Annotated in this window: 20 protein-coding genes and 2 pseudogenes; 6 read left to right on the forward strand and 16 right to left on the reverse strand. The window is 57.6% G+C overall.

Annotation, left to right across the window (positions count from 1 at the left end):
• From GTU79_RS23175 to mraZ, 12 genes and pseudogenes are all read right to left on the reverse strand, one after another.
• A complete protein-coding gene (locus GTU79_RS23175; RefSeq protein ID WP_203523887.1) occupies window positions 1–918 on the reverse strand; it encodes a D-alanine--D-alanine ligase in 918 nt (305 codons plus the stop codon).
• Entirely contained in the window at window positions 911–2,392 is a 1,482-nt protein-coding gene (gene murC / locus GTU79_RS23180) for a UDP-N-acetylmuramate--L-alanine ligase (RefSeq protein WP_203523888.1), read from the reverse strand. Before murC ends, GTU79_RS23175 begins: the two co-directional genes overlap by 8 nt.
• A gap of 87 nt (window positions 2,393–2,479) precedes the next feature.
• Window positions 2,480–3,548, reverse strand: a pseudogene (gene murG / locus GTU79_RS23185) (undecaprenyldiphospho-muramoylpentapeptide beta-N-acetylglucosaminyltransferase).
• Complete coding sequence (ftsW, locus tag GTU79_RS23190; RefSeq protein ID WP_132925977.1) at window positions 3,545–4,747, reverse strand: cell division protein FtsW; 1,203 nt, start codon at window positions 4,745–4,747, stop codon at window positions 3,545–3,547. Before ftsW ends, murG begins: the two are co-directional and overlap by 4 nt.
• Window positions 4,747–6,051, reverse strand: a complete 1,305-nt coding sequence (murD, locus tag GTU79_RS23195; protein WP_203523890.1) for a UDP-N-acetylmuramoyl-L-alanine--D-glutamate ligase — start codon at window positions 6,049–6,051, stop codon at window positions 4,747–4,749. Before murD ends, ftsW begins: the two co-directional genes overlap by 1 nt.
• Before the next feature lie 2 nt (window positions 6,052–6,053).
• Window positions 6,054–7,136 (reverse strand): phospho-N-acetylmuramoyl-pentapeptide-transferase, encoded by a 1,083-nt coding sequence (mraY, locus tag GTU79_RS23200; RefSeq protein ID WP_132925973.1) that lies wholly within the window; start codon window positions 7,134–7,136, stop codon window positions 6,054–6,056.
• Complete coding sequence (gene murF, locus GTU79_RS23205) at window positions 7,130–8,488, reverse strand: UDP-N-acetylmuramoyl-tripeptide--D-alanyl-D-alanine ligase (RefSeq protein WP_214513413.1); 1,359 nt, start codon at window positions 8,486–8,488, stop codon at window positions 7,130–7,132. The genes mraY and murF overlap by 7 nt, the downstream gene beginning before the upstream one ends.
• Window positions 8,485–9,972, reverse strand: coding sequence for a UDP-N-acetylmuramoyl-L-alanyl-D-glutamate--2,6-diaminopimelate ligase (gene murE, locus GTU79_RS23210; protein WP_203523892.1), 1,488 nt, complete (start codon window positions 9,970–9,972; stop codon window positions 8,485–8,487). The genes murF and murE overlap by 4 nt, the downstream gene beginning before the upstream one ends.
• Window positions 9,959–11,724: pseudogene (locus GTU79_RS23215) on the reverse strand (peptidoglycan glycosyltransferase FtsI). The gene murE and the pseudogene GTU79_RS23215 overlap by 14 nt, the downstream one beginning before the upstream one ends.
• A gap of 27 nt (window positions 11,725–11,751) precedes the next feature.
• A complete protein-coding gene (gene ftsL, locus GTU79_RS23220; protein ID WP_132925967.1) occupies window positions 11,752–12,072 on the reverse strand; it encodes a cell division protein FtsL in 321 nt (106 codons plus the stop codon).
• Entirely contained in the window at window positions 12,069–13,010 is a 942-nt protein-coding gene (rsmH, locus tag GTU79_RS23225; protein ID WP_203523893.1) for a 16S rRNA (cytosine(1402)-N(4))-methyltransferase RsmH, read from the reverse strand. Before rsmH ends, ftsL begins: the two co-directional genes overlap by 4 nt.
• A 2-nt stretch (window positions 13,011–13,012) precedes the next feature.
• Window positions 13,013–13,471, reverse strand: a complete 459-nt coding sequence (gene mraZ, locus GTU79_RS23230) for a division/cell wall cluster transcriptional repressor MraZ (protein ID WP_132925963.1) — start codon at window positions 13,469–13,471, stop codon at window positions 13,013–13,015.
• An 860-nt stretch (window positions 13,472–14,331) separates the two neighbouring features.
• Between mraZ and GTU79_RS23235 the strand changes: the two genes are divergently transcribed.
• Window positions 14,332–14,775: an L-alanine exporter AlaE gene (locus GTU79_RS23235; protein WP_203523894.1), complete on the forward strand. Its 444-nt coding sequence runs from the start codon at window positions 14,332–14,334 to the stop codon at window positions 14,773–14,775.
• Window positions 14,776–14,828: 53 nt separating this feature from the next.
• On the opposite strand, the gene cra is transcribed toward GTU79_RS23235, so the two are convergent.
• The 3 genes from cra to ilvI form a co-directional block, all read right to left on the reverse strand.
• The gene (cra, locus tag GTU79_RS23240) at window positions 14,829–15,833 is read right to left on the reverse strand and encodes a catabolite repressor/activator (RefSeq protein WP_203523895.1); all 1,005 of its coding nucleotides are present in this window, start codon (window positions 15,831–15,833) and stop codon (window positions 14,829–14,831) included.
• Between the two features lie 192 nt (window positions 15,834–16,025).
• Window positions 16,026–16,523 carry an acetolactate synthase small subunit gene (gene ilvN / locus GTU79_RS23245; protein ID WP_165934232.1) on the reverse strand — a complete coding sequence of 166 codons (498 nt, stop codon included), beginning with the start codon at window positions 16,521–16,523 and terminating at the stop codon, window positions 16,026–16,028.
• 2 nt (window positions 16,524–16,525) lie between these two features.
• Complete coding sequence (gene ilvI / locus GTU79_RS23250) at window positions 16,526–18,244, reverse strand: acetolactate synthase 3 large subunit (protein WP_132925957.1); 1,719 nt, start codon at window positions 18,242–18,244, stop codon at window positions 16,526–16,528.
• Between the two features lie 593 nt (window positions 18,245–18,837).
• Here ilvI and leuA point away from each other — a divergent pair.
• From leuA to leuD, 4 genes are read left to right on the forward strand one after another with little or no spacing between them, the layout of a single operon-like run.
• Complete coding sequence (gene leuA / locus GTU79_RS23255) at window positions 18,838–20,415, forward strand: 2-isopropylmalate synthase (protein WP_132925955.1); 1,578 nt, start codon at window positions 18,838–18,840, stop codon at window positions 20,413–20,415.
• A 2-nt stretch (window positions 20,416–20,417) separates the two neighbouring features.
• Window positions 20,418–21,509, forward strand: a complete 1,092-nt coding sequence (leuB, locus tag GTU79_RS23260) for a 3-isopropylmalate dehydrogenase (RefSeq protein ID WP_203523896.1) — start codon at window positions 20,418–20,420, stop codon at window positions 21,507–21,509.
• 5 nt (window positions 21,510–21,514) lie between these two features.
• Window positions 21,515–22,915, forward strand: coding sequence for a 3-isopropylmalate dehydratase large subunit (gene leuC, locus GTU79_RS23265; RefSeq protein ID WP_132925951.1), 1,401 nt, complete (start codon window positions 21,515–21,517; stop codon window positions 22,913–22,915).
• A 13-nt stretch (window positions 22,916–22,928) separates the two neighbouring features.
• Window positions 22,929–23,531, forward strand: a complete 603-nt coding sequence (gene leuD / locus GTU79_RS23270; protein WP_132925949.1) for a 3-isopropylmalate dehydratase small subunit — start codon at window positions 22,929–22,931, stop codon at window positions 23,529–23,531.
• A 1,149-nt stretch (window positions 23,532–24,680) separates the two neighbouring features.
• Here the strand turns inward: leuD and sgrT are convergent.
• Window positions 24,681–24,848: a glucose uptake inhibitor SgrT gene (gene sgrT, locus GTU79_RS31215; RefSeq protein ID WP_338091435.1), complete on the reverse strand. Its 168-nt coding sequence runs from the start codon at window positions 24,846–24,848 to the stop codon at window positions 24,681–24,683.
• A gap of 108 nt (window positions 24,849–24,956) precedes the next feature.
• On the opposite strand from sgrT, the gene sgrR reads away from it, so the two are divergent.
• Complete coding sequence (sgrR, locus tag GTU79_RS23275) at window positions 24,957–26,618, forward strand: HTH-type transcriptional regulator SgrR (protein WP_203523899.1); 1,662 nt, start codon at window positions 24,957–24,959, stop codon at window positions 26,616–26,618.
• Window positions 26,619–26,649 lie beyond the last annotated feature (31 nt).

The following is a 26,649-nucleotide window of genomic DNA, read 5'->3' on the forward strand; positions in this document are numbered from 1 at the left end:
TCAGCCCGCCAACGCCAGAATGTTCATGACCAAAGAGGAAAAATCCATTCCGCTTTGCCGTGCCGCCATCGGCACCAGGCTATGCCGGGTCATGCCCGGTGAGGTATTCACCTCCAGCAGGTATAACTCCCCGTCATCGTCGGCCATGATATCCACCCGTCCCCAGCCACCGCATCCCGCCGCCCGCCAGGCGCGGAGCGCCAGCTGCGTTAATGCCTGTTCCTGTTCGTCATCCAGCCCGCCCGGACAAAAATAACGGGTCTCGTCCGACAGATACTTCGCCTCGTAATCGTAAAACGTCGCCGACGGCTGGATACGCACCGACGGCAATACCCGGTCTCCCAGGATGGAAACGCTGAATTCCGGTCCGCTCAGCCATTTTTCCACCAGCACGCTTTCGTCATAACGGAAGGCTTCCGCCAGTGCGGCCGGTAAATCCTCCGGACGCTCAACCTTGGCCATGCCGACGCTGGAGCCTTCGTTGCTGGGCTTCACTATCACCGGCATGCCCAGCGCCCGCAGCGGTTCCGCCTCTGCCGACGGGTTTTGCCGGTAACCTTCGCGATCCAGGGCCACATAAGGCGGTACCGGCAGTCCCCTGCCCTGCCAAAGCCATTTGGTACGCAGCTTATCCATGGTTAACGCACAGGCCATCACGCCGCTGCCGGTATACGGCAGGCCGATAAACTCCAGCGCCCCCTGTAGGGTACCGTCCTCGCCGCCGCGGCCGTGCAGGGCAATAAAAACCTTATCGAAACCCCGCTCCTTCAGGCTCAGTACCGAGATATCGCGGGTATCAACCCCATGGGCGTTTATCCCGCCGGCCTGCAAGCCGGCGAGCACCGCCTGTCCCGATTGCAGCGAGACGTCGCGCTCGGCGGAAGTCCCGCCCAATAAAACCGCTACCTTCTCAGACATGAGGCCCCTCAAGCGTAGTGGCAAGGTTCGGCTGTAAATGGGTATCGGCCAGTTTGCGCGCAATTTTACCCACGGTACCGGCGCCCTGCATCAGCACCAGATCGTTGTCCTGCAAAGCCAGCGCCAGCGTATCGGGCAGCGCGTCCATATCCGCCACCATGATGGGATCGATTTTGCCGCGCCCGCGAATGGTGCGGCACAGCGAGCGGCTATCGGCGCCGGGGATGGGCGCCTCGCCCGCCGGATACACATCCAGCATAAACAGCACATCCACTCCGGACAATACGGTGGCAAAATCCTCATACAAATCTCTTGTCCGGGTATACCGATGAGGCTGGAATACCATCACCAGCCGCTTATCGGGCCAGCCGGCGCGCGCCGCCTTGATGGTAGCGTCCACTTCGGTGGGGTGATGGCCGTAATCATCCACCAGCATCACATTCCCCTGCTTGCCGTTGACATTCTCCAGCGGATAGGTGCCGAGGAAATCAAAGCGGCGGCCGGTCCCCTGGAATTGCGCCAGCGCCTGCAGGATGCTGTCGTCGTCGATGCCTTCCTCGGTAGCGACCGCAATGGCCGCAGCCGCGTTCAGCGCGTTGTGGCGGCCCGGCGCGTTCAATTCCACCGAGAGTACCGGCTTGTCTTGCCGATAGACGCTAAAGCTGCCCTGGGCCCCTTGCTGCACGTAATCGGCGATACGCACGTCCGCCGCCTCGTTAAAACCGTAGGTGGTGATATGGCGGCCTACCCGCGGCAGCAGTTCCCGGATCACCGGATCGTCCACGCACATCACCGCGCGCCCGTAAAAAGGCAAGTTATGCAAAAAGCTGATAAACGTTTGTTTTAAAATTTCGAAGTCGCCTTGGTAGGTGTCCATATGGTCGGCTTCGATATTGGTGATAATCGCCACCATCGGCTGCAGATGCAGGAACGACGCGTCGCTTTCGTCCGCCTCGGCAATCAGGTAGCGGCTGCACCCCAGGCGCGCATGCACTCCCGCCGCCTTCACCAGACCGCCGTTGACAAAGGTCGGGTCGAGTCCGGCCTGGGCATAGATACTGGCCACCATGGCGGTGGTGGTGGTTTTACCGTGCGTACCGGCGATGGCGATGCCGTGGCGAAAGCGCATCAGTTCCGCCAGCATCTCCGCGCGGCGGATCACCGGAATACGCGCCTCTTTGGCCGCCACGATCTCCGGGTTATCGGCGGCAATGGCGCTGGAGACCACCACGACGCTGGCTTCGCTGATATTTTCCGGCCGGTGGTTGAAGAATATCTTCACCCCCAGCTCGGACAATTGCTGGGTCACGGCGTTGGGGGCCAGATCCGAGCCGCTGATTTGATAACCTTCATTCGCCAGCACTTCCGCGATGCCGCCCATGCCGGCGCCGCCGATGCCGACAAAGTGAATTTGCCGCACTCGACGCATCTCGGGCACTATGGATCGCAGTTTCGCCAGTTGTTGTGTATTCACGTTTTAACCACTTAAGTATGATGTTTCTCATCGGATGGGCCCGAGGGCCCATCCGGTCTTTTATTCGTTGCCGCGCCGCGCCTGTTGTCAGGCTTTAGCCGCCGCCGCCACTACCCGCGCCACCCGCTCCGTCGCGTCCGGAATCGCTGCTTTGCGGGCGTTTTCCGCCATCGTCAGCAGCGTTGTTCGATCCCAGGCGGCGAGCAGTTCGCTCACGCTTGCCACCGAAAACTGCGGCTGTTCAATAATCTTCGCCGCGCCTGCCTGCTCCAGCGGCCGGGCATTCCAGTACTGCTGCCGGTCTTTGTGCATAAAGGGCACAAAAATCGCCGGCAGTCCGGCTGCGGCCACTTCGCTCACCGTCAATGCGCCGGAGCGGCAGACCACCACGTCGGCCCAGGCATAGGCCGCCGCCATATCGTCGATGAACTCCACCACCTTGTGGCCGGATTGTCCGGCTTCGGCATAGGCGCGGTTTACCTCCGCCAGCGCGCCCTTGCCCACCTGGTGCCACAGAGTGATCCGTTCCCCCAGCCCGGCGGCGACGCCCGGCATGGTCTGATTCAGTACCCGCGCCCCCTGGCTGCCGCCGATAACCAGCACCCGTACCGGCCCCTGCCGGCCGGCAAACCGTTCGGCGGGAGGCGCCAGCGCCAGCACGTCGGTGCGTACCGGATTGCCCACCACCTCGGCCCGGGGAAACGCGCCGGGAAAGGCCTGCAGCACTTTTTTGGCGATTTTCGACAGCCAGCGATTGGTCAGCCCGGCGATGCCGTTTTGCTCGTGCAAGACCACCGGTACGCCGCATAACCAGGCCGCCAATCCACCCGGTCCGGAAACGTAGCCGCCCATGCCCAGCACCACATCCGGCCGGTAGGCGCGCATAATGGCTCGCGCCTGCCGCACCGCGCGCCAGATCCTGAGCGGCGAAGCCAGTTGGGCGCGTAATCCCTTGCCCCGCAAACCGGAGATACGGATAAAATCGATATCGATACCGTTTTTCCGCCCCAAAACCACCTCCCATCCGATCGGGGGTACCCAGCCAGCGCCCCTGCCAGCCCCGGTCAATCAGATAAGGGGCCACCGCCAGTCCGGGAAAGACATGGCCGCCGGTTCCGCCGGCCATGACCATTAAACGTCGGGTTTTCCCGGTCATCGGGGACCCCTTGCAAACGCCTGCGCTTTGGTCAGGCGGGTTTCAAAATCAATACGCATCAACAACACTATCGCCGTAGACATCACCAATAAACTTGAACCGCCGTAGCTGATCAACGGCAGGGTTAACCCTTTGGTGGGCAACATACCGGCCGCCGCGCCGACGTTCACCAAGGTTTGAAAGCTGAACCAGATACCGATGGCGCAGGCCAGGAAACCGGAAAAGCGCTGATCGATTTCCAGGGCCTTGCGGCCGATGGACATAGCACGAAAAGCCACGAAGAATACCATCAACAGCGTTAAAACCACACCGAAATAGCCAAGCTCTTCGCCTAAAATCGAAAAGATAAAGTCGGTGTGCGCCTCCGGTAAGTACTCCAGCTTCTGCACCGAATTACCCAGGCCCTGTCCCCAGAACTCGCCGCGTCCAAACGCCATCAGCGATTGGGTCAGCTGATAGCCGCTGCCGAACGGGTCTTCCCAGGGATTCCAGAACGAGGTGACCCGACGCATACGATAGGGCTCGGCGACCACCAGCAAGACCACCGCGAAGATGCCCGAACCGATAATGGCCAGGAATTGCCACAGCTTGGCGCCGGCCAGAAACAGCATCGCCAGGGTGGTAACGAACAACACCACCACCGTCCCCAGGTCGGGCTGCGCCAGCAGCAGGACCGCCAGCACCACCATCACCCCCATGGGTTTGCAGAATCCCCAGAAATTGGAGCGCACTTCTTCCACCTTGCGCACCAGATAGCTGGCGAGGTAAAAAAACAGCGCCAGCTTGGACAGTTCGGCGGGCTGGATGCGCAACGGGCCCAGGGCTATCCAGCGCGACGCGCCGTTCACCGAGCTGCCCACCACCAGCACCACCAGCAGCAGCACCATGGTGATAAGCAGCATCGCCGAGCTGTAGCGCTGCCACACCTCCATCGGCACCCGCAGCGTCACCATCGCCAGCCCGAACGACAGCGCCAGGTAGAAGGCATCGCGCTTGGCGAAATAAAACGGGTCGTCGGACAGCCGCTGCCCAATGGGCATGGAGGCCGAGGTGACCATGACAAAACCGAGACAGGCCAGGCCCAGGGTCAGCCACAGCAGGGTGCGATCGTAAAGCACATTGGTGGGCGCCTCGACTTCGCGCACGCCCATTATCCAATCTTTCAACCCGCCGAAATGGCTCATTCCCGGTATCCGCATCAGCCGAGCTCCTTCGCCAGTCGCGTGAATTCATCGCCGCGGTGTTCGAAGCTGCGGAACTGATCGAGGCTGGCGCAGGCCGGCGACAGTAACACCATATCCCCCGGTTTGATCCGGCCGGCAATCTCCCGCATTGCCTGCTCCAGGGTCTCGGTCCGGATGGCGACATCCGGGCGCAGATCCGCCAGCGGGTCGCGGTCGCGGCCAAAGCAGTACAAGCGGATGTTTTCCCCCTGCAACAGGGGGAACAGCGGCGTGAAATCCGCGCCTTTACCGTCGCCCCCCAACAGCAAGTGCAGCGTACCGTCCACCTTCAGTCCGTTAAGCGCCGCTTCTGTGCTGCCGACATTGGTGGCCTTGGAATCATTTATCCAGCGCACGCCGTGATTTTCATAGGCCAATTGGAATCGGTGGGCCAGGCCGGAGAAACTCCTCAGCGCGGCCAGGCAGGCGTCGCGGGGAATTCCCACCGCATCCGCCAGGGCCAGGGCCGCCAGCGCATTGGTGTGGTTGTGACGGCCGGTGAGCTTCATCTCGCCGGTATCCAGTACATGCTCTCCCCTTACCTGCAGCCACCGGCCGTCCAGACGATACTCACCCGCCGCCGCGCCGAAAGCGATGCAGCGGTTGTCCCGGCCGCGCACCGGCAGCGTCAGCGGATCCTCGGCATTCACCACGCACGCCCCGGCGTTTTCATAAATCCGCAATTTGGCCGCCCGATATTGCTGCATGCCCAGGGGATAACGATTCATATGGTCTTCGGTGACGTTGAGAATTGTGGCGGCGGCGGCCCGCAGGCTGGAGGTGGTTTCCAACTGAAAACTGGACAATTCCAGCACGTAGAGCTCCTGGGGCTGGTTAAGCAGCATTAACGCCGGCCAGCCTATATTGCCGCCCACCCCCACCTGCCGGCCGGCCTGCTTGGCCATTTCCCCCACCAGCATGGTGACGGTGCTTTTACCGTTGGAACCGGTGATGGCTACAATGGGCGCGTTCGCTTCGCGGCAAAACAGCTCGATATCGCCGACAATCTCCACTCCCGCATCGGCGGCGGCGCTCAGCGCAGGATGGGACAAGGGAATGCCGGGGCTGGCCACGATCAAATCAGCCTCCAGCAGCCACTCTTCATTCAGGCTGCCCAGATGGCGCTCCACCCCGTCGCTGAGTTTATCCAATCCGGGAGGGTTAAAACGCGTGTCCATCATCCGCGGCGTGACGCCCCGGCTGATAAAATAATCGACACAGGAAAGGCCGGTTAGTCCTAACCCGATAATGACGACTTTCTTATAGTGATAATCGTTCATGTTTACCTTACCTTCAGCGTCGCCAGTCCAATCAGGACCAGCATCAGCGAAATAATCCAGAAGCGCACGATGACGCGTGGCTCCGGCCAGCCCTTCAATTCATAGTGATGATGGATAGGCGCCATGCGGAATATCCGCTGGCCGCGCAGTTTAAATGACCCCACCTGCAGGATCACCGACATGGTCTCCATCACAAATACCCCGCCCATGATCACCAGCAGGAACTCCTGGCGCAGCAGCACCGCGATGGTGCCCAGGGCTCCCCCCAGGGCCAGGGAACCCACATCCCCCATAAAAACCTGCGCCGGGTAGGTATTGAACCATAGGAAGCCCAATCCGGCCCCCACCACGGCGGTGCATACGATGACCAGCTCCCCGGCAAACCGGATATAGGGTATATGCAGGTAGTTGGCGAAATTCATGTTGCCGGTGGCCCAGGCCACCAGGGCCAGCCCGGCGGCGACAAACACCGTGGGCATAATCGCCAGTCCGTCCAGCCCGTCGGTAAGGTTCACCGCGTTGCTGGTGCCGACGATAACGAAATACGCCAAGACCACATACAGCAGGCCCAGCTGCGGCATGATGTCTTTAAAGAACGGCACCACCAGTTGGGTGGCCGGCGTCCCCTTACCTACCGCGTACATGGTGAACGCCACCGCCAGCGCTATCACCGACTGCCAGAAATATTTCCAGCGGGCGATCAGGCCATTGGTGTCTTTACGCACCACCTTGCGGTAGTCATCGATAAAACCCACCACGCCATTGCCCAAGAGCACAAACAGCACGCACCAGACGTAAGGGTTGGACGGGTAAGCCCACATCAGTACCGATACGGTGATGGAAAACAGGATCATCAGACCGCCCATGGTGGGGGTCCCGCGTTTACTGAAATGGGACTCAGGTCCGTCGCTGCGCACCACCTGCCCGATTTGCAGTTTCTGCAGCCAGGCGATTAAGTGCGGGCCCATCCATAACGAAATAAACAGTGCGGTCAGCAAGCTGACAATGGAGCGAAACGTCAAATACGAAAAGACGTTAAAGCCCGAATAGAATTGGACCAAATGCTCGGCCAGCCAAACTAACATGACACTTTCTCCTGTAACGCACGCACGACCTGCTCCATTGCGGCGCTACGTGAACCTTTTACCAACACGGTAATAACAGCATGCTCGGACAATAACTGCGCCAGACGCGAAGTCAGCGACGCCTGATCCGAAAAATGTTCGCCGCATCCGCTGGACTCGCCGATAAGGCCGCTCAGCTTGCCGACGCTTAATACTTTATCGATGCCCGCGCGGCGCACCGCCTCTCCCACCTGCCGATGGCATTGCGCGGCCTGGTCCCCCAGTTCGGCCATGTCCCCCACCGCCATGACCCGGTAGCCGGGCATCTCTCCCAATACCTGCGCGGCGGCGGTCATGGAGCCGACATTGGCGTTATAGCTGTCATCCAGCAATAACCGGTTATTGCCCAAAGAAATGGGAAACAGCCGCCCCGGCACGGCGGCGAGCTTGGCCAGTCCGGCGCTTATCGCCTCGAGGGGAGCGCCCGCCGAAAGCGCCAGGGCGCTCGCCGCCAGGGCATTGGCTACATTATGGCGTCCCGGCAGCGGCAGGGTTACCGGGCATGCCCCCAGCGGCGTATGCAGCGTAAAAAACACGCTGCCCCCCTGCGCCTTGATGCCCTCGGCATGGAACTCCGCCGTTTTGTCGGTCACTGAAAAACGCCAGACGGTCTGGCGCCGCAGCAGGCTTTGCCAGTTAGGCCAGTCGTGGCTGTCGGCGTTGATAATGGCGTATCCCTCGTCCGGCAGGCTGGAGAAAATTTCCCCTTTGGCCCGGGCCACCCCTTCCAGCGAGCCGAACCCTTCCAGATGGGCGGCGGCGATATTGTTCACCAGCGCGCTGTCGGGGCGGACCAGGGCGGCGGTATACGCTATCTCGCCAATGTGATTGGCGCCCAGTTCAATGACCGCGAACGCATCCTCAGGGGTCAGCCGCAGCAGGGTCAGCGGCACGCCGATATCATTATTGAAGTTGCCTGCGGTGGCCAGCACCTGTCCGCACTGGCGCAGGATAGCGGCGGTCATCTCTTTTACCGAGGTCTTCCCCGACGAACCGGTGAGGGCCACCACTTTAGCCGGCACCTGGCGGCGCACCCAGGCCCCCAGCAATCCCAAGGCGCGGCGGGGATCGCTCACCAGCAGTTGGGGCACATCCACTGGTAAGCGCTTGCTTACCAGTAATGCCCGAGCTCCCGCGGCGACGGCCTGGGGGACAAAATCATGGGCATCAAAATTTTCACCCTGAAGGGCCACGAACAGGCAAGACTCTCCCACGGCGCGGGAATCGGTGGTCACCGATTCGACGGTACAATCGGCGCCGATCAATTCCCCGTCCAGCAGTGGCGCCAGGGTGCGCAGAGAGACGTTAATCATGCCAATACCCCCAGCAAACGCGCCACGGTGGTCCGGTCGGAGTAATCAAGGCGCTGTTGGCCGATGAGCTGATAATCCTCATGGCCTTTACCTGCCACCAGCACCACGTCCTGCTCCGATGCCTGCATGATGGCGCTGGTAACCGCTTCCGCGCGGCCCGGAATCACCATGGCCCGGCCCGCATCCAGCAACCCGGCCAGGATATCGTCGATAATGGCCTGGGGCGCTTCTCCGCGGGGATTGTCGTCGGTAATGACCACCCGGTCGGCATACTGCTCGGCAATGCCGCCCATGAGCGGGCGCTTGCCTTTATCCCTATCGCCGCCGCAGCCGAACACGCACCATAATTTGCCGTGGCAGTGCAGCCGCGCCGCCGTCAGCGCCTTCTCCAGCGCGTCCGGCGTATGGGCATAATCCACCACCACGGTGGGTTTGCCGCCGCCGTGGAACACCTCCATACGCCCGCAAACCGATTGCAGCTTGCTGCCGGTGCGCGCCAGCTCCGCCAGGGGATATCCCAGCGCCAGCAAGGTAGCCAGCGCCAGCATCAGGTTGCTGACATTGAATTCACCGATAAGCCGGCTTTTGATCTGCCCGTCGCCCCAGCTTGAATCGAACCGGATGCTGACGCCGGTATTGTGGTATTCCACATTGTCCACCCGCAGCCAGCGAGCCGGACGCGGGTCCGGCAACTGCCCGGCGACCGAGACCGCCACCGCGTCCGGCAGCCGGGCCAGCCAGCGCCGGCCCACCTCGTCGTCGGCATTGATGACGCGCTGCGCCACCGGATAATCGGCAAACAGCCGCCATTTGGCCGCTTCGTAATGTTCCATATCGCCGTGGTAGTCAAGATGGTCGCGGCTGAGGTTGGTAAAGACGACGGCGGCGAAATGCAGATCGGCCACCCGGTACTGCACCAGGCCGTGGGAGGAGACCTCCATGGCGGCGAAGGTCGCTCCCTGCCGCTGCAGCTGATACAGGGTCTGCTGGATGTCAATGGCCGAACCGGTGGTGTTTTCCACCGGGACTTCCTGTCCGAACAGGCCGTTGCCCACGGTGCCCATCACGGCGCTCACTTCGCCCAGGAGCTGAGTCCACTGCGCCAGCAGATGGGTGGTGGTGGTCTTGCCGTTGGTGCCGGTGACCCCCGCCAGCCGCAGCTTAAGGGACGGCTGCTGGTAAAAACGGCCGGCCAGGGCCGACAGCCGCCGGTTGAGCTGGCTCAGATAGACCACGGGCACGCCGTGCAATACGCGCAGTTCGCCATCCCCGGCCACGCCGTCCGCTTCCGCTACCACCGCGGCAACACCTTGCGCAATAGCCTGGGAGATATAGCTGCGTCCGTCCGTTTTATGGCCGGCGACGGCCACGAACAGATCCCCGGAAGCCGCGGTGCGGCTGTCCAGCGTCATTTCCCGAAGCCCCTGATCCGGCGCCGATGGCGTCCACGGAGCCAGCAGTTCGCGCAAATTACGTTCGGTCACCTGATCCCTCTTTTTGATTAATTACCATTTCATTTTTATCCCCGGTGGGCAGCGCATCCGGTTCCACATTCATGGTGCGCAGCACGCCGCTCATAATGGCGCCGAATACCGGTGCGCGAAACCCGCGCCGCCGTAATATTTCCCCGCCTGCGGATCGTTTATCACCACCACCAGCGCGAACCGCGGCTGGCTGGCCGGCGCCACGCCCGCGGTATAGGCAATATATTTATTGATATACTGGCCGTCCGCGCCAACCTTTTTGGCGGTGCCGGTTTTGATGGCGATGCGATAGCCTTTAATGGCGGCTTTGGTGCCGCCGCCCCCCGGCAGGGCAACGCTTTCCATCATATGCACCACGGTTCGCACCAGGGGCTCGGGAAAAATTCTTTCCCCCGCCACCGGCGGATCAACACGGGTAATGGACAGCGGGCGCAATATGCCCAGGCTGCCGATCGTTGCATAGACCCGGGCCAGCTGTAACGGCGTCACCATTAGCCCGTAGCCGAAAGAGAAGGTGGCCCTCTCTATGTCAGACCACCGTTGTTTATGGGGAAATAAGCCACTGCTTTCTCCGACCAACCCCAAATTGGTCGCTTTTCCCAGCCCAAAACGCGAATAGGTATCTACCAGCGCCGAGGACGGCATCGCTAACGCCAGTTTGGAAACGCCGACGTTACTCGATTTTTGTAAAACCCCGGTCAGGGTCAGCTCAGGATAACGGGCCACATCCTTGATTATATGGCCGTTAATGTAATAGGGCACGGTGTTGAGTACGCTGTTTTCCTTGATAACGCCCCGCTGCAGCGCGGTCATTACCACCATCGGCTTCACCGTGGATCCCGGCTCGAAAATATCGGTGATGGCGCGGTTGCGCATCACGTCTTTCGCGGTGCCGGTGAGATTATTCGGATTGTAGGAGGGGCTGTTGGCCATGGCCAGCACTTCGCCGGTACCGACGTCAACCAGCACGGCGGTGCCGGACTCCGCCTTATTGAACGCCACTGCGTTGTTCAGTTCGCGATAAACCAATGCCTGCAGCCGTTCATCAATGCTCAGCACCAGGTTATGCGCCGCCTGGCTGTCCACCGTGGAGATATCCTCGATAACCCGGCCGAAACGGTCCTTGCGCACCGTGCGTTCCCCCGGCTGCCCCGTCAGCCAGCGATCAAAGCTTTTTTCCACGCCTTCGATGCCCTGGCTGTCGATATTGGTAAAACCGATCAGATGGGAGGTGACCTGCCCGGCGGGGTAGTAGCGGCGCGATTCTTGCCGCAGGTTGACGCCCGGCAGCTTCAGTTTGCGGATATAGTCGCCGATGGCCGGGTTAACCTGCCGGGCCAGATAAACGAAACGCCCTTTGGGATTGGCGTTGATACGGGACGCCATCTGATCCAGCGGCAGCGACAGCGCGTCCGACAGCGCTTTCCAGCGGCTATCGGCGGTAATGCCGCCCTGATCGTTAAGCTCCTTCGGATCGACCCAGACGGCATTCACCGGCACGCTCACCGCCAGCGGGCGACCGGCGCGGTCGCTGATCATGCCCCGGGAGGTGGGCACTTCCTGGACGCGCAACGATCGCATATCCCCTTCACGCACCAGCATGTCGGGATTAATGACCTGCAGATAACCCACCCGGAAGACCAGCCCCAGCAAGGCGATAACGATACAGCCGCACAACAACGCAAAACGCCAGCTTACAAAGCTGGCTTGATCAACATAGCGTTTCAATCTAATCGCCCGTGCGGCTTTCATTAATTTTTGGCCATCCGTTTGCGTTCGTTATTGTTGAACCACGATATTTTCCTGTGCAGGATCCACATGCTGCATCTTCAGTTTTTCCGTCGCTATACGTTCCACCCGACTGTGGTCCCCCAGGGCGTTTTCTTCCAGGATCAGGTTGCGCCATTCGATATCCAGCGCGTCCCTCTCCAAGACCAGTTGTTCCCTCTGGGCGGTCAGCCGGCGCGTTTCGTGCGTGGTCGTCACCACCAGGACTGCCGATACCAGCACCGCCACCAGCAATATCACCGGTATCTTGGCATGGCGGAGCAGGTCCGAACCGATGACGCCAATCAGCCCGTGCCGTTCGTTGCCCATCATGCCGGCAGTTTCTCCGCCAGGCGCAGCACCGAACTGCGCGCGCGCGGGTTGCCCGCCACCTCGTCCTCCGAGGGCTGCATTTTGCCCGCGGCCTTCAACTGCGGTTTGCCCAGTTCGGCAATCTGCGTTTCCGTCAACGCCATATAGGCGGGCACCTGCGGACCGCGGCTATGATCGCGTATGAAGCGTTTAACCAGCCGGTCTTCCAGTGAATGGAAACTGATCACCGATAAGCGCCCGCCCGGGGCCAATACGGCGAGGGCGCCATCCAGCGCCCGTTCCAGTTCTTCCAGTTCGCTATTGATATAAATGCGAATCGCCTGGAAGCTCCGGGTGGCCGGATGCTTATGTTTTTCGCGAAACGGACTGGCATTGGAGATAAGCTCCGCCAGTTCATGAGTACGGGTCATCGGCGATTGCTGGTTTTTTTCCACGATGGCCTGGGCGATACGTTTGGCGAACCGCTCTTCGCCGAAGGTTTTCAACACCCAGGCGATGTCTTCGGCGTCCGCCTTCAGCAGCCATTCGGCGGCGGACAGGCCGCGGGTGGTGTCCATCCGCATATCCAGCGGTCCGTCGCGCATAAATGAGAATCCCCGCATCGGATCGTCCAGCTGCGGGGAAGAGACGCCCAAATCCAGCAGAATCCCGTCTATGCGTCCGGTCAGTTCCCGCTCGGCCATGTACTCGGCCAGAGCGGAAAACGGGCCGTGAATCGCGCTGAACCGGGTGTCTTGCAGCGCACGCGCGGCTTCAATGGCCTGCGGGTCGCGATCGATAGCCAGCAGCCGTCCTTCCGCGCCCAGGCGGGACAGGATAAGACGTGAATGACCACCGCGCCCGAAGGTGCCGTCGATGTAAATACCATCGGGGCGTATATTCAGGCCGTTAACCGCTTCATCCAGCAAGACGGTGGTGTGTTGATAAGTTTCTGCCATAGCTATAGAGACAAGTCTTGTAGTCGCACAGAAAGCGGTTCCTGTGCCGACAGTTCAGCGTCTATATCGTCCTTGACTTGTTGATACCAGGTCTGTTCATCCCACAACTCAAACTTATTGAATTGTCCGACCAGCATCACTTGTTTGGTAAGTCCGGCATGCAGCCGTAATGTTTGCGCGATTAACAACCGACCGGCGCCGTCCATCTGACATTCACTGGCATGCCCCAGCAACAAACGCTGAACACGGCGTTCGGCGGGATTCATACTCGACAGGCGCGACAGCTTTTGTTCAATGGTTTCCCATTCAGGCAGCGGGTAAAGCAACAGGCATGGTTGGTGAAGGTCAATGGTGCAGACCATCAAGCCCTCCGTTTCCTCAATCAGCTTATCCCGGTAACGGGTCGGCACGGCGAGCCTGCCTTTGCTGTCGAGATTAACCAACGTTGCCCCACGGAACATATGCTGATTTACCCCTCTAAAACCCTTTTCACCACATTATCCCACTTATTCCCACGCAAAAGAGTGTACGAATGGTATTAAAACATTGTCAAGCTACTAAAGAGCAAGAAGGGGATTATTTATGCATGAAATAAGACACTCTGAAGGGAATTAGTTGAAGAAGGGTAAAAAAGTATACAAATAACATCATGATATTCATAAAGAGGGCATTCTGATAAAAAATACGTAAATTTGTGATATATCCCAAAACCCATCTCCCGATGGGGGGCGGATCGTCCGGCGGGCTGATTATACGCCATCCGCGGCGAGGCGCTCAATCGGCATCTGACCCAGAAACGCGCCCGATTTGTTTAACATCAGGTTTTTTTTAAAACCGTTACTTTTCGCTAAATGAAATTGTCAGCGAAATATAACGATGCCGCCGGTATAAATTAAAACCCGTTTTTGCCGCAAAAATAGGTCTGCGGCTGGCGATTTTCTCTGCATTTTTTAATTTGTTGCCAGACCGTTTATTCCATTAAACCGGAATTATCCTAAAAGATCCTTCTTTGAAGAAATACCCCTACCCTCTTTGCGTTTAACCACGAGCTAAAAGTACCGTCGCAAACGCCATGTTTATAACTATATGTAAATTATATGTTTTATCATCCAGGCCGAGGTTAATAGTCCGCTTCTCGCCAAAAAAATATTTTTACAGTGCATTGGTCCAATTTAATATTAAAAATAAAGATAAATCACTAGTTAACTAGACACATCCAGTGATGTAACCTATATCATATTAAATAAGCATCATAATACGCTATGTTGGCTAATCGTTAAATCCGAAACATTTAGCCCACTTTTTATTCTGGAGCCCTGCTATGTTTTCCCGTTCGTCTCGTTTACGCATGGCCGCGGCCGATACGTTTGCTTTAGTGGTGTATTGTTTTATAGCCGGGATGGCTATCGAGATTTTCATGTCGGGAATGAGCGTGGAGCAGTCCCTTTCCTCGCGGCTGGTTTCGGTACCGGTGAATATTGCCATTGCGTGGCCGTTCGGCCAGTACCGCGATGCGGCGCTGCGTCTGGCCCGGCGTTACGGTCCCGATTCGTTCTGGACCCGCAATGTCGCCGACCTGTTGGCCTATGTCAGTTTCCAGTCACCGGTTTACGCCGTTATTCTCTGGTCGGTGGGAGCGGATATGCAGCAAATGATGACCGCCGTGGCGTCCAATGCCGTCGGTTCGATGATATTGGGCGTGGCTTATGGCTATTTTCTCGAGTATTGCCGCCGGCTGTTCCACGTGGCGGGTTACGTCAATTAATTCACATGGCTCCCCCGTTTCGGAGCCATGGTGTCAATACTATTTTCCTTGTCTCAGGCGCGGCTAAGGGAACCGCGCCGAAAAAGGCTGCGCCGCAAACGCGTCAATCCGGGTTTGGGCCGATGGGGTTCATCCAGGCTTGCCAATACCAGTTCCAGCACCCGTTCCGCCACTTCCCGGTGGCGCTGCGCCACCGCAAGCACCGGGCATTCCAGGAAATCCAGCAGTTCGTTATCACCGAAGGTGGCGATGGCCAAATCCGGCGGCAGACGCCCGCTGCGTTTTAGAGTCACGTCCATGACGCCCTGCAGCAGGGAAAACGAGGTGGTGAAGATAGCCTGCGGCATCGGATGGCTTTCCAGATAATGGCTGAACAGCGCCGCCGAGGACGAACGCTCGTAGCTGTTGGCATACAGGTAATCGGGCTGCCGGGCATCGTCACCCCATCCCTGCCGGAAACCTTGCTCGCGTAAAAAACTCACCGACAGTTCCGGCAACGCGCCGAGATAGAGCACCTGCTTGCCGGGGAACGTGCGCAGTTCCCGGGACAGCATTTCCGCATCCTCCTGATCCGCACCCACCACGCTGATAAAATGCTCGCGATCGAGGGCGCGATCCAACGCCACGATGGGAAAGGGGTCATCGGCCCAGCGTTGATAAAAGGGGTGTTCCGGCGGCAGGGCGGTGGAGACGATGATAGCATCCACCTGCCGTTGCAACAGGTGTTCGACGCAGCGCATCTCATTATCCGGCTGATCTTCGGAACAGGCGATCAGCAGTTGATAACCGCGCTGGCGCGCCTGCCGCTCAAGATAATTGGCGATACGGGTATAACTGGTATTTTCCAGATCCGGGATGACCAGACCTATGGAGCGCGTTCTACCTGCCCTGAGGCCGGCGGCAACCGCATTGGGATGGTAGTTATGCTCACGCACCACCGCCATCACCTTTTCCACGGTTTTATCGCTGACGCGGTACTGTTTCGCTTTGCCGTTAATCACATAACTGGCGGTTGTGCGCGAAACACCAGCCAGGCGCGCGATTTCATCCAGTTTCACAGAGACTCCTTTGCGCTGATGATAAGGTTAAAAATTACCCTAGATATCCATAATCCCATCGGGGAATTAAACTATGCTACAACTATCAGCAGAAAACGCTAAGAAGTAAATGTAAGAGATGAGATAGCCGAAGTAAGATAAGCCTCTGAATGGAGAGGCTCTGTTACCCGGGCAGGCCGCCCGGGCCGGCAATCAGCGCATCACCTTGTCGCCGCGGGAGAGACCGACGATGCCGGAACGGGCTACCTCGACAATTTCCCCCACCTCGCGAATAGTGGCCAAAAACGCGTCCAGTTTGTCGCTGGTGCCGGTTAACTGAACGGTATACAGCGAGGGGGTCACATCCACGATTTGCCCGCGGAATATATCGGCGCAGCGTTTGACTTCCTCGCGCATCCCGCCGCTTGCCTGCACCTTCACCAGCATGATTTCCCGTTCCACATGGGTTCCCGCGCCTTGACCCAGTTCGCTGACCCGCAGCACGTCCACCAGTTTGTGCAGCTGTTTTTCGATTTGTTCAAGCACCTTGGCATCGCCCATGGTCTGGATGGTCATGCGCGACAGGGTGGGATCGTCGGTAGGCGCCACGGTCAGGCTTTCGATATTATAACCGCGCTGGGCAAACAGACCGATAACCCGCGATAAAGCGCCCGATTCATTTTCCAATAATACCGATAAAATCCGGCGCATAATCACGTCCTCTCCGTTTTGCTTAACCACATTTCGTCCATGCCGCCGCCGCGAATCTGCATGGGGTAGACATGTTCCGTACCATCAACCATTACATCGACGAACACCAGGCGATTCTTTTGCGCCAGGGCGGCGGTAAGCTTTGGCTCCAGCTCTTCCGGCGTTTGAATGGAAATCCCCACATGACCGTAGGCTTCCGCCAGTTTGACGAAATCCGGCAGCGATTCCATATAGGACTGGGAGTGGCGCCCGGAATAGATCATATCCTGCCACTGCTTGACCATGCCCAGGTAACGGTTGTTCAAACTCACCACTACCACCGGTAATCCGTACTGCAAGGCGGTTGAGAGTTCCTGGATATTCATCTGGATGCTGCCGTCGCCGGTGACGCAAATCACCGTTTCCTCGGGCAGAGCCAATTTCACCCCCAGGGCTGCCGGCAGGCCGAAGCCCATGGTGCCCAGACCGCCGGAATTGATCCAGCGCCGGGGTTTATCGAACGGATAATAGAGCGCGGCGAACATCTGGTGCTGTCCCACATCGGAGGCCACATAAGCGTCGCCGCCGGTGAGGCGATACAGCGTTTCAATGACCGCCTGGGGTTTGATTTTGCCGCTGTGGTGGTCATAGTTCAGACAGTGGCGGCCGCGCCACTGCTCAATGTCCTGCCACCAGTCGCGCAGCGCATCGAAGGGCTGCCGTTTATCGTTCTGATCCAGCTGTTCCAGCATTTGAATCAGCACCTGCCGGGCATCGCCGACAATGGGTATATCCGCCGTCACGGTTTTGGAAATCGACGCCGGGTCCACGTCGATGTGCAATACCTGGGCATCGGGGCAGTACTTCAGCAGATTATTGGTGGTGCGATCGTCGAAACGCACGCCGACGGCAAAGATCACATCGGCCCGGTGCATGGCCATATTCGCTTCATAGGTGCCGTGCATTCCCAGCATGCCGAGGCTCTGTCGATGGGTACCGGGGAAACTGCCCAGGCCCATCAGCGAACTTACCACCGGAATATTCAGCTTTTCCGCCAGTTGGCGTAGCTCCTGGTAACAGCCTGAGGTTATCGCTCCGCCGCCGGTATAGATAACCGGCCGTTCGGCGGCCAGCAGGGTTTGCAGCGCCCGGCGAATCTGCCCTTTATGGCCGTGCACGGTGGGGTTATAGGAGCGCATCGATACCGAATCGGGATAGAGATAAGGCAATTTCACCGCCGGGCTGAGGATATCCTTGGGCAAATCCACCACCACCGGTCCGGGGCGGCCGGTGGAGGCCAGATAGAAAGCCTTTTTCAGCACGCCGGGGATATCCTCGGTCTTTTTCACCAGGTAACTGTGTTTCACCACCGGGCGGGAGATGCCCACCATGTCGCATTCCTGGAACGCGTCATAACCAATAAGCTGACTTGCCACCTGGCCGGAAATCACCACCAGCGGGATGGAGTCCATATAGGCGGTGGCAATACCGGTGATGGCATTGGTGGCGCCGGGTCCGGATGTCACCAGCACCACGCCCACCTTGCCGGTAGCGCGGGCATAGCCGTCGGCCATATGAGCCGCGCCCTGCTCATGGCGCACCAAAATATGTTCAATCCCACCGACCGTATGCAATGCATCGTAAATATCCAATACGGCCCCGCCGGGATAACCGAATATATGTTTAACGCCCTGATCGATCAACGACCGGACCACCATCTCGGCTCCTGACAACATCTCCATGGGTTTGCCTCCAGGCTTACGTAGGTTCTGCGACAGCGGCAATGCCGACTGTCGCTTGGCACAGGGAAATTATCAGTAATGACACCCTGAATGACTGCTTATTATTAATTTATGACCGGTAACGATAGCGCCTGTTGATGAACCAGGCAATTGCCAAAAATATTGTCGGCCTAAGATGAATTACATATAGTTCCGCACAATGATGAGTTAATGGCAGATTAAACTGGTAAATTTCCGAAAATGACTTCCCGGCACTGCCTCTGTAAACAATTACGGAGCTTAACATTGCCGCTTCAAGGAAGACATTTGTCCCCCGGTAATAAGCATTATGTATGAAATGTTGACATCGAAGAACGATTCATGTACCAATAAATACCAATAACCATTCATGACCTGGACGCCGATATAACATGTTCGTTTCTACCCGTCTACTAAGCCTACTACTACTCGCACCCTTGATGCGCGGTATGCTGGTACACGGAGTTTAGAACTGACTCAAACGTCCCAGATAAAAACCCGCGCATTGCGCGGGTTTTTTTATGCCCGCAATGCGCCCCGAACTGCGAATCAGAGTAGCGAAACAGGAACAGGATATGAGCCAACAAGTTATTATTTTCGATACCACGCTGCGCGACGGAGAACAGGCGTTGCAGGCCAGCCTCAGCGTCAAGGAAAAATTGCAAATCGCCCTGGCGCTGGAAAGGATGGGCATCGATATCATGGAAGTGGGCTTCCCGGTCTCTTCGCCGGGGGATTTTGAATCGGTACAAACCATCGCCCGGCAGATCAAAAACAGCCGGGTCTGCGGCCTGGCCCGCTGCGTGGAGAAAGATATCGACGTCGCCGCCGAAGCGCTGCGGGTTGCCGAGGCATTTCGTATTCATGTTTTCCTGGCGACGTCCACCCTGCATATTGAATCCAAACTCAAGCGCAGCTTCGAGCAGGTGATGGAAATGGCGGTGCAGTCGGTCAAACGCGCGCGCAACTATACCGACGACGTGGAGTTCTCCTGTGAAGACGCCGGCCGCACGCCCATTGATAATCTGTGCCGGATCGTCGAGGCGGCCATTACCGCCGGCGCCCGCACCATTAATATTCCGGACACCGTCGGCTATACCACTCCCCTGCAATTCAGCGGCATCATTACCTCTCTGTTCCAGCGTGTGCCCAATATCGATAAAGCCATCATTTCCGTACACTGCCATGACGATTTAGGCATGGCGACGGGCAACTCTATCGCCGCGGTACAGGCCGGGGCGCGTCAGGTGGAGGGCACGCTGAACGGCATCGGCGAACGGGCCGGCAACACCGCGCTGGAAGAAGTGATCATGGCCATTAAAGTGCGCGAGGACATCATGGGCGTGCACACCAATATCAACCATCAGGAAATTTACCGTACCAGCCAAATCGTCAGCCAGCTGTGCAATATGCCGATCCCGGCCAACAAGGCGGTGGTGGGCTCCAACGCCTTTGCCCACTCTTCCGGAATCCATCAGGACGGGGTGCTGAAAAACCGGCAAAACTACGAAATCATGACGCCGGAAAGCATCGGCTTGAAAGAGGTGCAACTGAACCTGACCTCGCGCTCCGGCCGCGCGGCGGTGAAACACCGCATGCATGAAATGGGCTATCAGGAACAGGATTATAACCTGGACGAGCTGTACGCCGCCTTCCTCAAACTGGCGGATAAAAAGGGCCAGGTGTTCGACTATGATTTGGAAGCGTTGGCCTTTATCAGCAAGCAACAGGAAGAGCCCGAGCATTTCCGCCTGGACTCTTTTAGCGTACAGTCCGGCTCCCATGATATCGCCACCGCCTCGGTACAACTGGCCTGCGGCGATGAGGTCACGGCGGAAGCCGCCACCGGCAACGGCCCGGTGGACGCGGTATACCAGGCGCTGAACCGCATTACCGGCTATTCCATCACCCTGCAAAAATACCAGCTGACCGCCAAGGGTCACGGCCGGGATGCGCTGGGCCAGGTGGATATCGTGGTGGATTACCAGGGCCGCCGGTTCCACGGCGTCGGTTTGACCACCGACATTATCGAGTCCTCGGCCAAGGCCATGGTGCACGTCATGAACAATATCTGGCGGGCGCAGCAGGTGGAAATCGAACTGCAGCGTCTGCAGGGACAAAACAATAAACGGGATTATCAGGAAACGGTGTAAACATGAGCAAGAACTATCATATTGCGGTATTGCCGGGAGACGGCATTGGTCCGGAAGTCATGGCGCAGGCCTATAAGATTTTAGCCGCGGTGCGCGAACGTTTCGCGCTGCGGATTACCACCAGCGAATACGATGTGGGCGGCGCGGCCATCGACAGGCACGGCAATCCGCTGCCCGACGTCACCATCGCCGGCTGCGAGCAGGCCGACGCCATTTTGTTCGGCTCGGTGGGCGGTCCGAAATGGGAACACCTGCCGCCGGCCGAGCAGCCGGAACGCGGCGCGTTATTGCCGTTGCGCAAGCACTTCAAACTGTTCAGCAATTTGCGTCCGGCCCGTCTTTATCCGGGATTGGAGGCTTTTTGCCCGTTGCGCGCCGACATTGCCGCCCGGGGTTTCGATATTTTGTGCGTGCGGGAACTCACCGGCGGGATTTATTTCGGCCAGCCCAAAGGCCGCGAAGGCAGCGGCATGCATGAACGCGCCTTCGATACCGAAGTGTACTACCGTTTCGAAATCGAGCGCATTGCCCGTATCGCCTTTGAATCCGCCCGCAAGCGTCGCCACAAGGTCACCTCCATCGACAAGGCCAATGTGCTGCAAACGTCCATTATGTGGCGGGAAATCGTCAACGAAGTCGGGAAGGATTATCCCGACGTCGCCCTGTCGCACTTATATATCGACAACGCCACCATGCAGTTGATCAAAGATCCTTCGCAGTTCGATGTGCTGCTGTGCTCAAATCTGTTCGGCGACATTTTATCGGATGAATGCGCCATGATCACCGGCTCCATGGGCATGCTGCCTTCCGCCAGCCTGAACGACCAGGGCTTTGGTTTATATGAACCCGCCGGCGGTTCCGCACCGGATATCGCCGGTAAAAACATCGCCAACCCGGTGGCGCAGATTCTTTCCGCCGCGCTGTTGATGCGCTACAGCCTGGGCCTGGACGACGCCGCCGACGCCATCGAGCAAGCGGTGAACCGGGCGCTGGCCGCCGGTCACCGTACCGCGGACTTGGCTGGCGACGGCCAAGGGGTCGGCACCGACGAAATGGGTACCATTATTGCCGGTTATATTACTCAAGGGGCATGAATATTATGGGCAAGTCGTTATACCAAAAATTATATGATGCGCATGTGGTTTATCAGGCGCCGGACGAAACACCATTGTTATACATTGACCGCCATTTGGTGCACGAAGTGACTTCTCCCCAGGCATTCGACGGATTGCGCGCCATGGGCCGTCCGGTACGCCAGCCGGGTAAGACCTTCGCCACCATGGATCACAATGTCTCCACCCAGACCCGTGACATCAACGCCAGCGGCGAAATGGCCCGCATCCAGATGCAGGAACTGATCAAGAACTGTGCTGAGTTCGGCGTTCAGCTTTACGATTTGAACCATCCCTACCAAGGTATCGTGCATGTGATAGGCCCGGAACAGGGCATGACCCTGCCGGGCATGACCATCGTTTGCGGCGACTCCCATACCGCTACCCACGGGGCGTTCGGTGCGTTGGCCTTCGGCATCGGCACTTCGGAAGTAGAACATGTGCTGGCCACCCAGACCCTGAAACAGGGCCGCGCCAAGACCATGAAAGTGGAAGTCACCGGCAAGGCCGCCGTAGGCATAACCGCCAAGGATATTGTATTGGCGGTTATCGGCAAGATCGGTTCTGCCGGCGGCACCGGACATGTGGTGGAATTCTGTGGCGACGCCATCACCGCCCTGAGCATGGAAGGCCGCATGACGCTGTGCAATATGGCTATCGAAATGGGCGCCAAGGCCGGACTGGTGGCCCCCGATGATACTACTTTCGCCTATCTGCAGGGCCGTCAGTTTGCGCCGAAAGGCGATAGCTGGCCGCAGGCGGTGGCCTATTGGAAGACCTTGCGCTCCGATGACGACGCGGTATTCGACAAAATCGTTACCCTGAGCGCTGAAGATATCGCGCCGCAGGTGACCTGGGGCACCAACCCCGGCCAGGTTATCGCCATCAATCAGAATATCCCCTCGCCGGAGTCATTCAGCGATCCGGCGGAGCGTAACTCCGCCGCCAAGGCGCTGGCCTATATGGATTTGCAGCCGGGCATCCGTCTGACCGACGTGGCCATTGACAAGGTGTTTATCGGATCTTGCACCAACTCCCGCATCGAGGATCTGCGCGCGGCGGCTGCCATCGCCAAAGGCCGTCAGGTGGCCCCGGGCGTGCAGGCCATCGTGGTGCCGGGTTCCGGTCCGGTTAAGGCACAGGCGGAAGCCGAAGGGCTGGACAAAGTGTTTATCGACGCCGGTTTTGAATGGCGCCTGCCCGGCTGCTCCATGTGCCTGGCGATGAACAATGACCGCCTGAACCCCGGCGAACGCTGCGCATCCACCAGCAATCGTAATTTCGAAGGCCGCCAGGGCCGCGGCGGACGCACGCATCTGGTGAGTCCGGCCATGGCGGCGGCGGCGGCGGTCACCGGGCATTTTGCCGATATTCGCGAATTGAATTAAGGGAGTCAGCAACATGGCAAAATTTACACAACATACCGGACTGGTGGCGCCGTTGGATGCCGCGAATGTGGATACCGACGCCATCATTCCAAAGCAATTTTTGCAGAAAGTCACCCGCACCGGCTTCGGCCAGCACTTGTTCAACGACTGGCGTTTTCTCGATAATGCCGGTCAGCAGCCCAATCCCGACTTTGTGCTGAATAAGCCCCGTTATCGCGGCGCCAGTATCTTGCTGGCCCGGGAAAACTTCGGCTGCGGCTCTTCCCGCGAACATGCGCCCTGGGCTTTGACCGATTATGGCTTCAAGGTGGTAATCGCCCCGAGCTTCGCCGATATTTTTTACGGCAACAGCTTTAGCAGCCAATTGCTGCCGGTGGCCCTGCCCGCTGAACAGGTGGATGAGCTGTTTACTTTGGTGAACGCTCAAGAAGGCACGACCTTTACCGTGGATCTTGAACGGCAGCAGGTGATTGCCGGCGATAAAACCTATCCGTTCGAAATAGATGCTTTTCGCCGTCATTGCATGATCAACGGCCTCGACAGCATCGGCCTGACGCTGCAGCACGAGACCGCCATTACCGAGTACGAAGCCAAGCAGCCGGTGTTTCTGCAATAGCCTGTAGTGATTTTCACCGTGTTTAAGACACAGGTCCTTCCGTCGTCTGACATTCTGTTGCAAGCCGGGGAGTTCCATTCTCCGGCTTTTATTTGCTGGGAAGAGGATACAGAGTCCGTTTTATTGGCAGGCTGGCCTTAGTGTGAGATTGCCGGCGGCGGCGGCTTGTTCAAAAGCTGCTTTTATCTGGCGCATACCTTCAATCTTTCTTTCTTTGACGGTCATTTTTTATTTCAGAAACATCGGGTTTTAAATGCATAACCTCTACCTCCTTCACCAAGATCGGTGGATACTTCGTATATTACATCGTCAAACGAGCGCTGTAAAATACGGTGATAAAAGCGTCTTAACCTTTGATTTTCGGCTATGGCGAAATAAGCTTTAGCGGCATAAGTATTATAGTGCAACGTTATAATTTTTGCAGCCTGCGCGTCAGTTCATTTAGAAACCTCAAGCCATACTGGCAGGCGCCTTTACGGGCGGCGCATAAAAGTATTGTTTATGTAATTATCTAAACGATCAAATTTGATATCATAACTATTAGTAGGGATACTAAATCCAGCTTCTTGGCATCGATACTGATGATAATCCTCATCGCGCACATCCACCATGGAGAAGATAACCAAAACTCACAGCCTTGTACAATAAAATCATAACGGTGACAAATCATGTCACCACAATAAAACTCAATAAAATTTTTCGGTGAATCACCCGGCATATTATTCAATCATTGTGGTAGACAGACAGATCATCTTAATTGGCAAACCCATAAAACAACACTTATTTTACATTAATTTTCAATAATATAACAGGTTTTATCATATAGTCAGCAATAGATGATCAGCATAATTAATATCTGGGACATGACGCCAATTGGCTCTTCTCGGTGCGCCAATCGATACGGGCTATTCGAGGCTGCGTTTAAGTATTTTATAGCTGATGCCTCATAAATTTTTCACAAAAACCTTTACATTAAATATCTATAAATATCTTCACCCGCCTCTGAGATACTTTTACCCCTGACATTAAAAACCGGCAAGCTCTCGCTTCCCGGCTGGTTAATTTCACCAATACTCACAAGCTTACGTTTATCAAAGCAGCAAAATCCTTTTTATTGCTCCATACCACGGATACTCTATTCATGGAATATTATATCCAGTGCTGGTATTCGTTTTCCGACATCTTATCGATGTGCCACTGGGTTACCTGTAATAACCGTGCCATCCTTGCTGCGCTTGAAGCCTTATCAGGGCGGCCGCCTTTACCTATGGCACGCAGATAACATTGATAGAATCGTCGTAACATCGTTTTTTTCATCTGTTTGCCCCCGTCGCCTCCTTTCGATGCTCCCCTTTCGACAAAAGCATTATCGGCTTATTATAGCGGAAGAAAAATAGACGGCTTTCGAAGGAGAGTTCCTCTTTTATGACTTCATCCCGCTTGCATCAGCAATTTATCCGCCTGTGGCAAAGCTGCCAGGGGCAGGAGCAAGAGACCACCCTGCAGGATTTGGCGCTGGTGCTCAGCTGCTCTCGGCGCCATGTCCGTTCCCTGCTGAAAGCGATGCAGGATATGGGCTGGCTGGAGTGGCGTTCCCAGGCCGGACGCGGCAAACACTCACATCTCCGGTTTCTTTATACCGGCCTGGCGTTGCAACAGCAGCGGGCCGAAGACCTGCTGGAGCAGGATCGCATCGACCAGTTGGTGCAATTGGTGGGGGACAAAGATGTAGTGCGCCAGATGCTGTTGTCCCATGTGGGCCGCAGCTTCCGGCAAGGCAAGCATATTCTGCGGGTCCTCTACTATCGTTCACTGCAAAATTTGCTGCCCGGCACGCCGCTGCGCCGCTCGGAGAACCATGTGGTACGGCAGATCTTCAGCGGCCTGACCCGGATAAATGAGGAAAATGGGGAACTGGAGCCGGATCTGGCCCACCATTGGCAGCGGGTCTCGGCGCTCCATTGGCGTTTTTATCTGCGCCCGGCCATTCAATTTCATCATGGACGCGAGCTGACCACCGACGATGTGCGCCTGTCGCTGCTGCGCCTGACAGACCAGCCGCTGTTCAGCCATCTGGATAGCGTCGACTCGGCTACCGCCAATACCGTTGATATCACCCTGTCCGCGCCGGACGAATGGCTGCCCTGGCTGCTGAGCAGCGTATCGGCCATGATCTTGCCGCAGGAGTGGCAAACATTACCTGATTTTACCCGACGTCCCATCGGCACCGGGCCCTATGCCGTAGTCAACAATGGCCCGAGCCAGCTGAAAATCCGGGCTTTTGATGACTATTTCGGCTATCGAGCACTGATTGATGAGGTGAATATCTGGGTATTGCCGGATCTTACCGCTGAGCTGACCTACTCAGGGGTGCAACTGCAAGGAGACGACAGCGGCCATGATGAGCTGGAAACCCGCCTGGGGGACGGCTGCTATTTTATTCTGTTCGATCAGCGCTCGCCGCTGATGCAAAACCCGGAACATCGCCGCTGGCTCTGCGAAAACATCGACCCGATATCCATGCTGGTGCAGGCCGGACCGGCCTATCAGCACTACTGGTCGCCGGCCTACGGTATCCTGCCGCGCTGGCACCACAACAAGGTCGCCGAGGCGCGCCCGAAACCGTCGGGACTGACCCATCTCAGGCTGACGGTTTACCACGCCCATTCCGAATTTGATGATTTATGCCGCGCCTTGACCGAGGTCCTGGCACGACTGGATATCCAGTTGACCGTCAACACCCTGAACTACGAAGCCTGGCATCAGGGCGCGGCGCAGAGCGACATTTGGCTTGGCAGCGCCAACTTCTCCCCGCCGCTGGAATTCTCGCTGTTCGCTACCTTCTATGAAATGCCGTTACTGCATCACTGCCTGCAAACTGATTTCGCCCGGATAGCGCAAACCTGGCGCAGCCGGCAATTACCGCTGGCGGAGTGGTGCAGCGCGCTGGTCACCGATTATCGCCTGCACCCTCTGTTTCACCACCGGATGATATTGCAAGGGCAACGCAGCATGCGCGGCGTGCGCATGAATGCCCTCGGCTGGTTCGATTTCAAATCCGCCTGGTTTGCGCCGCCGGATTCCTAAACGCTGTCAAGAGGCGAACAAACCCACTACA

It is taken from the genome of Sodalis ligni, assembly GCF_016865525.2.
Lineage (GTDB): Bacteria > Pseudomonadota > Gammaproteobacteria > Enterobacterales > Enterobacteriaceae > Acerihabitans > Acerihabitans ligni.